Genomic DNA, 3,909 nt, shown 5'->3' on the forward strand with positions numbered 1-3,909 from the left:
CTCGCGGGCCGTTCCACATATGGGGGCAAGGTCACAGGGGTCGGCGACGAGCCCGACGCACGCGCTGCCGAAACCGCCGGTTTTCTCCGCGGTCTTCAGGCAGGCATCGATCACTGCAAGGTCGGCTGGCGCGGTGCCCTGGGCGAAAGCCATCGATGCGAGCGGGAGGCTAGCGGCGAGCATCGCGGCGGCAAGTTTAAGCTTCATTGGAGATCTCCGTTCGCGCATCGACCGGCCGGTGTGGCGGAAGGGCCGGACGGCGAGTGGGAAGGGGGAAACGAGGGGGGTATGCGGCTTCGGCTACGCCCTCTCCAATCAATGCCTTTGAATGCGCCTTGACCTGACTAACGAGATTTTCGACCAAAACGTGATACATGCAACTTTGGTCATCGAAGGCCCAGTGTCGGTTCACCTTAATGTGGAACAGGAGCTACGCTGACGACTAATGACGGCGGGACCGGTTAAGGCACGCACTGGCTATCGCGTCCCAACGCGCAAGAGCGCCGTGGGCGGCGTCCTGATCGTCACGCATGCGATGCACGGTCTGCCGGCTCAGTCGCCTTTGCTGCCCCTCATACCACCCTTTTCCCCGCCCGCTCCGCCACCGCCCTCTGCACAAAGTACATCGCGACCAGCGAGACGATCGCCGATGCGACGACGACGTAGCCGATCCGGTCGAAATGGATCAGCGAGCCATCCGGCGCCTGCGCGATGATCGCGCCGGCGAGCACCGAGCCGAGCCCGCCGGAGAGCTGCTGCAGCGAGGCGCTGACCGCGCTGAAGGAGCCGCGCTGGTCGGGATCCGGGATTGCGGACATCAGGGCCTGTGACGGGATCATGCGCGAGAAGATGCCGACGAACATCAGCACGTTGACGAGGATCGCCGTCGTAAGCGCGACGTGGCCGAGATGGGTGTAGATCAGCACCATGATGACGGACACCACGCTGCCGAAGACGAAGGTCGGATATTTGCCGAACGCATCGCTTGCCCTGCCGACCAGTGGCCCCGTGACGATGCTGAACAGGCCGGAGACGAGATAGATCGTCGGCAGATGCGTGATGTCGATGCCGAGATTGTGCACGGTGAAGGCGCTGGAGAACGGCATCAGCATATAGCCGCCGGTCGCCAGCAGCGTCGTGACGGCGAAGGCCAGCGTATAGCGCGGCTGTCCGATCGTCGCGATCAGATGGTGGAACGGGTTCTTGTCCTGCTTCGATTTCAGATGCGCGTCGACCGGCTCCATGGCGAAGGCGATGATGGCGATCGCCGCGATCGACACGATCACGATCGCAATGAAGCAGACGTGCCAGCTCCAGTGATTGGCGAGAAACAGCCCGGCCGGAATACCCAGCACCTGGCTCGCGGCGAACGCCGTCTGGACGAAGCCCATCACGCGGCCGCGCAGGTGCAGCGGGAATAGATCGGTGATGATGGCGAGCACCACCGAGCCGATCACGCCCCCGAACAATCCGGTCACGATCCGGCCGAGCAGCAGCACGTGATAATTCTGCGCGGCGGCGCAGAGCATGGTGCCGAGCGTGAAGCCGACATAGAAGAACAGCAGCAGGCGCTTGCGGTCGAAACGATCGGCAAAGCCGGCGGCCAGCACGCCCGAAATGCCCGCGCTGAACGCGTAGGCCGACACCGCGACGCCGAATTGCCCGGCCGTGATGTCGAGCGCGGGCATCAGGATGGCCCCGAGCGGCGACATGATGATGAAGTCGAGGATGATCGTGAACTGCGTGAACGCGAGCAGCGCAATGAGGAGCGCCTGATAGCGCGAGAAGCCGCGCTGGCGTCCTGATGGATCGTCGATCGGCGCGGCGAGCATCTGTTCGGTCATGGATCTCGATTCGTGGGTCGCGGGGAGCGAAACTGGCAGATGGGGTGGGCCCGCACGATTTCCACGGCGCGCGCGCCAGAGGCTCCGCCGAAACGGGCAGTTCGTGCGCCGTTGTGGGTTCCATGCAACAGCCGGGCATTCGGCAAACGGTCCGCCTCTTCGCGAAACGAGTGCGCGGATTGAGAAGCCGGGACACCGGGCGGCCCCCATGAATATGGGAGGACGATAGGCCGCGCAGGCTTTCGTGCATCGCGCGTCTTCCCAAAACCACCGGCCGCATGCTTTGAGAGTCGCCAAACGTCGATCGCGTTGGCGTGGTGGCGGCTTGGGGCTGGAAGTGAATTGGGGCTGGAAGTGACGGCGGTCTTCATTCTTCCTCTTCTTGCCGGTTGCGGGTTTGGAAGACGGGGTGGGGAACGAACATGACCATTTCATTGCGGGCGCCGGTCACCGCTTTTCTTGCAACGGCGCTCATTGCCGTGATCGCGGCCTGCGCCGGCGGGCCGGAAGCCCGGGCCCAGTTCGTGTGCGTGGATGGTGCCGCGTCTGAGCAAGGCGCCACGGCGGCCGGCTCAGCGAGCAATTTTGCCTGCGGGCCGTCCGCTTCCGCTGACGGCAACGGCAGCAACAACTCCGCGACCGGGACCGGCGCCAACGCCAGCGGCCACAGCAGCTCCAATATTGCGACCGGAAACAATGCCAACGCCAGCGGCAACAACAGCTTCAACAGCGCGACCGGAGCGGGAGCCATCGCCAGCGGTGATGGCAGCAAAAACATGGCGTCCGGAAACAACGCGCAAGCCAGCGGTGACAACAGCACCAATATCGCGGCCGGCGCCGGAGCCAATGCCAGCGGCAACAACAGCGGCAATCTTGCGTCCGGGCTGACCGCCCTGGCCAACGGAGACAACAGCAGGAACGTTGCGACAGGGCGCAGTTCCAATGCCTCCGGCAACAACAGCAGAAATGTTGCGAACGGGTTTGTCGCCAAGGCCTACGGCGACGCCAGCGCCAACACGGCGACGGGGAGCAACGCCAACGCCTTCGGCAACGGCAGCGGCAACATCGCGTCGGGCGTCAACTCCAACGCGACCGGCGACAACAGCTCCAATATCGCGACCGGCATGAATACCAACGCGAGCGGGTCCGGAAGCAACAACGTCGCCACCGGCAACGCCGCCATCGCATTTGGCGCCAACAGCTCCAACGCGGCGACCGGCTATCTGGCGAATGCCAACGGCGCCAATTCGAGCAATATCGCGAACGGCACGCAATCCAATGCCAGCGGCACCGGCAGCTTCAACATTGCGGTCGGAAACGGCGCCAACGCGAGCGGAAACGGTGTCGCGAACACTGCAGTGGGCAACGGCTCCAACGCGACCGGCGCAAATTCCTCCGCCTTCGGCAATGGCGCCTCCGCAACCTTCGCCAACTCCACCGCGATCGGCAACGGCGCCACCGCGACCCGCGCCAACCAGCAGGTCTACGGCACCGCGAGCAATACCTACACGATGACAGGCGTCACCTCGGCTGCGAGCGCGGCCGCGCAGTCCGGACCCGTGCAACTCGTCACCACGGACGCGGCCGGCAATCTCGCCTCCACCTCGCTCAGTGCACTCGGGTTTGCGAGCCCCGCGGATATCGCAAGCATCAACAGCCAGCTCGCAGGCATCAATGCCCGCCTCAACGACCTCGACGGCAGGACCGGCAAGGCGATCAACGGCGTCGCGATGGCCTTTGCGATGTCAGGCTCGCCCTGGCTGATGCCGTCCGAGAAGATCGCGATGAGCATGAACTGGGGTACGTTTCAGAACACCAATGCGCTCTCCATGAGTGCGGCGCTGCGCGTCAGCGAGCATGTGCAGGCCAGCGGCGGCCTGACCTACGGCACCAACGGCGGCGGATTGGGCGGCCGCGTCGGAATGCGTGTCGGCTGGTGATGCCAGGCTTTGGCAATTCGATGCAATTGATCGCGCGAGCCGTGACGGCACTGGCGCTGCAGCTGTGCTGCGGAAGCGACGGGGCGATGGCGCAGCAGAAGACGCCTGCGCAGGCTGCGGCTGGC

General features: G+C 64.6%; 3 protein-coding genes and 1 pseudogene. 1 reads left to right on the forward strand and 3 read right to left on the reverse strand.

Translation table 11 applies throughout. The annotated features are described in order from the left end of the window. The 3 genes and pseudogenes from IC66_RS0137065 to IC66_RS46715 all read right to left on the reverse strand — a co-directional run. Window positions 1-207: pseudogene (locus IC66_RS0137065) on the reverse strand (hypothetical protein); the annotation flags it as partial. A 365-nt stretch (window positions 208-572) separates the two neighbouring features. Next, window positions 573-1,844, reverse strand: coding sequence for an MFS transporter (locus tag IC66_RS0137070; protein WP_038950974.1), 1,272 nt, complete (start codon window positions 1,842-1,844; stop codon window positions 573-575). A 367-nt stretch (window positions 1,845-2,211) separates the two neighbouring features. Then, the gene (locus IC66_RS46715) at window positions 2,212-2,622 is read right to left on the reverse strand and encodes a hypothetical protein (protein WP_131233042.1); all 411 of its coding nucleotides are present in this window, start codon (window positions 2,620-2,622) and stop codon (window positions 2,212-2,214) included. Between IC66_RS46715 and IC66_RS0137075 the strand changes: the two genes are divergently transcribed. Further along, on the forward strand, window positions 2,621-3,784 hold the full coding sequence (locus IC66_RS0137075; protein ID WP_038950975.1) for a hypothetical protein: 1,164 nt from the start codon (window positions 2,621-2,623) through the stop codon (window positions 3,782-3,784). The two genes, IC66_RS46715 and IC66_RS0137075, sit on opposite strands and share 2 nt — an antisense overlap. Window positions 3,785-3,909: the final 125 nt, after the last annotated feature.

This window comes from Bradyrhizobium genomosp. III (genome assembly GCF_000261705.1).
Classification (GTDB): Bacteria; Pseudomonadota; Alphaproteobacteria; order Rhizobiales; family Xanthobacteraceae; genus Bradyrhizobium; species Bradyrhizobium ottawaense.